At 61.9% G+C, this 3,178-nt stretch carries 2 protein-coding genes; one reads left to right on the forward strand and one right to left on the reverse strand.

Annotated features, from left to right (window positions below; all coding sequences use genetic code 11):
• Positions 1 to 202: 202 nt before the first annotated feature.
• Positions 203 to 2,542: a glucose/quinate/shikimate family membrane-bound PQQ-dependent dehydrogenase gene (locus EZI54_RS23335; protein ID WP_131484257.1), complete on the reverse strand. Its 2,340-nt coding sequence runs from the start codon at positions 2,540 to 2,542 to the stop codon at positions 203 to 205.
• Positions 2,543 to 2,920: 378 nt separating this feature from the next.
• Here EZI54_RS23335 and EZI54_RS23340 point away from each other — a divergent pair, with 378 nt between their 5' ends.
• The gene (locus tag EZI54_RS23340; RefSeq protein WP_131484258.1) at positions 2,921 to 3,127 is read left to right on the forward strand and encodes a hypothetical protein; all 207 of its coding nucleotides are present in this window, start codon (positions 2,921 to 2,923) and stop codon (positions 3,125 to 3,127) included.
• Positions 3,128 to 3,178 lie beyond the last annotated feature (51 nt).

The following is a 3,178-nucleotide window of genomic DNA, read 5'->3' on the forward strand; positions in this document are numbered from 1 at the left end:
GCCGTTCGGCTAGTAGTTCCCCTTACCGGGCCCACAGGGGACTTGCACCCCCAAGTCATCCGGCCAGCACCACCTGTACCAGAACAGCGCCCGTCAAGGCGCTACGCGCCATGCCTGGCGCACCAAAGAAAAACCCGGCACGAGGCCGGGTTTCTCACGCATCTGAGTGTCCCGGTCGGGATCCACTCATTTTACGGTATACCTACTTTTTCAGCTTATAGGCAACCACATAGTCACCGATGGTCGTGCCGATGGAGCCGTGACCGCCAGCCACCTGGACCACCATCTGCTCCCCCTTGCTGTTGAGGTAGGTCATCGGAGTGGCCTGGCCGCCGGCCGGCAGGCGGGCCCGCCAGATTTCCTTGCCGGAGGCGAGGTCGTAACCGCGGATGAAGTTGTCTACCGACGCCGCCATGAAGACCACGCCACCGTCGGTAATCACCGGGCCACCGATACCGGGCATGCCCATCGGGATCGGCAGGGGCAGCGGCGTCATGTCATAGATCGTACCGTTCTTGTGCTTCCAGACCACCTTGCCGGTCTGCAGGTCGGTACCCGCCACATACCCCCAGGGCGGTTGCTGACAGGGGACGCCCAGCGGCGACAGGAACGGCTTCATGTTCACCGCGTAAGGGGCTCCGGCGTTTGCGTTCAGGCCAGCCTCACCCTTGTTGGCGTTGCTCAGGTCGGCATTCTCCTTCGGCACCAGTGTCGAGGTAAACGCCAGGTACAACGGCATACCGAACATGACCTGACGCTTGGGATCGACCGCAATGCTGCCCCAGTTGAAGACGCCGAAGTTACCCGGGAACACGATGGTGCCCTGCTCCGACGGCGGCGTGTACTGGCCCTCGTAGCGCAGGGATTTGAAGTCGATACGACAGATCATCTGGTCGATCGGCGTGGCGCCCCACATGTCCGCTTCCGTCAGCGTCGGCGGCCGGAACGTCAAACCGGAAATCGGCTGCGTCGGCGAGGCGTGGTCGCCTTCGATGGTACCCTGCGGCGCTTCCTGCTCGGAGATCGGCACGATCGGCTCACCGGTCTTGCGATTCAGGACATACACATCGCCCTGCTTGGTGGGGACGACCAGGGCCGGCTGCACGCCTTTGTCGGTTTTCAGGTCGAGCAACGCGGGCTGGGCCGGCGTATCCATGTCCCACAGGTCATGGTGGACGAACTGCTGTACCCAGGCCACCTGGCCCGTCTCCAGGCTGAGGGCGACCACGGACGCTGCGTATTTCTCCTCCTCCGGTGTGCGGTACATACCGAGCTGGTCTGGCGTCCGGTTCCCCATCGGGAAATAGATCAGCCCCAGATCCTCGTCCGCGCTGGCCACCGACCAGCTGTTGGGCGAACTGGTGGTGTAGGTTTCGCCTTCAGGAATCGGAGCGGTTTCGTCCGGATTGCCGGAATCCCAGTTCCACTTCAGTTCGCCGGTCTTCACGTCGTAGGCACGGATCACACCGGACGGTGAATTCACGGCGTAGTTGTCGTTCACCGAACCGGCCACCACGACCACGCCATTGGCCACCATGGGAGGCGAAGTGGAGTAGTAGAACCCGTCCTGCTTGTAGGGCATGTTGTGCATCAGGTCGAGCGAACCGTCGTCCGCGAAATTGCGGCAACGCGCACCGGTGGCCGGATCGAGGGCCAGCAGCCGGGCATCGGAGGTCGGCAGGAACAGCTCGGCGTCGCACTGGACGCTGTCCAGGGTCTCGGCCGGCTCACTGGCCACCTTCACGTCGATGGCGTCCGGGTCACCACTGGCCGGGGGCAAATAGGACACGCCGCGGCAGGTCTGGTGCTGGCGCATGCTTTCCGGCGGCACCTTGGCGTCGTAGACCCACTGTTTCTCGCCCGTATCCGCGTCCAGGGCCACCAGCCAGTTGTGGGGCGTACAGATGTAGAGCGTGTTGCCCACTTTCAGGGGCGTTGCCTCGTAGGTGGTTTCGCCGACATCCTTGGGACCCTTGATATCGCCCGTCGAGTATTGCCAAGCCTGCTCCAGGTTCTGCACATTGTCCGGGGTGATCTGGTTCAACGGTGAAAAGCGCTGCCCCATGTTGCTCCGGCCGTAGGCATGCCAGCTGTCATCCGGTGTCTTGCCGATATTGGGGTCCTTCATGACGACATCGGTGTTCAGGTTGCCGTCAATGCGGTGCTGGTCCACCGCCATGCTGGACACCGTGATCAGCCCGATAACCACCCAGACCGGCAGTAGCACCATGACCCCACTCTTGCCGCCATCCCGGGCCAGGAACAGCAGCGGGATGGCCAGAACCAGGAACAGCCCCAGGCGGGTCGCCAGTGGCCACCAGTCATAGCCGGACTCCCACAGGGCCCAGATGGCGGTAACAATCAGGAACAGGGCGTAGAGAACCTGGGCCTGGCGGCGGCGGTTCCGCGCCAACAGGCCCACGACAAGCAGGACAATGCCGGCAAGCGCGTAATACCAGCTCCCGCCCAGCGTTATCAGCCAGACGCCGCCGCCCAGCAGCACCAAGCCGAGGAGCAGGAATATGAGCGACAAAATGATCATTCGTTCAGTCCCTTGTGATGAGATGATTCACTATTAGCGTAGGTATATGGCACCAGAATTAAAGGCGTTTTCCGGGATAACCGGGCCAAACCCCGTCATTGATGCCACTGGCCGCCAACAGCATGAGAGAGCAACCGACGCACTCGCCGGCCGGCTGGTGGCAGGAACGCCCACCAGGGATAGCACAGGATGGACGCGGCACGGTCATTGCCCGAGCCGACCAATTAGTGTGCTAACAAAATTATCCATATTGCGCGGACGTCATGCCATAGCGGCCACTACGGATTGCCCGCGTGCCCCGCCGCCCCTTGTCGATATGAAGACGCGCCACTCGACAAGCCAGGAATCCACCCATTTCGCAGGAGGATGCCCGACGCCATGAAATATCTATGCCTCGCCTACGAATCAGAAGCCGACCTGGCCGGGCTGGCCCACGATGAGTGGTTGCGGTTGCGCCAGGAGACGCTCGACTATGTCGCCAGACTGGAGCGCAATGGCCAATTAGTCGACCCTGCAAAAACGCCGTTTTCAGACAGCCAACCATTCATCGGTCTCGGTCGGCCCATCCAGCAAGGCCGGAATTGACCATAAAATAGTCAATATCAAGCGCCAATACCGCTGATTCTCGCAAGGCCA

Source organism: Marinobacter halodurans, assembly GCF_004327985.1.
Classification (GTDB): Bacteria; Pseudomonadota; Gammaproteobacteria; order Pseudomonadales; family Oleiphilaceae; genus Marinobacter_A; species Marinobacter_A halodurans.

Excerpts from the sequence above, each read along its gene's own strand:
- EZI54_RS23335 (WP_131484257.1), bottom strand. The coding sequence starts at position 2,542 with ATGATCATTTTGTCGCTCATATTCCTGCTCCTCGGCTTGGTGCTGCTG.
- EZI54_RS23340 (WP_131484258.1), top strand. The coding sequence starts at position 2,921 with ATGAAATATCTATGCCTCGCCTACGAATCAGAAGCCGACCTGGCCGGG.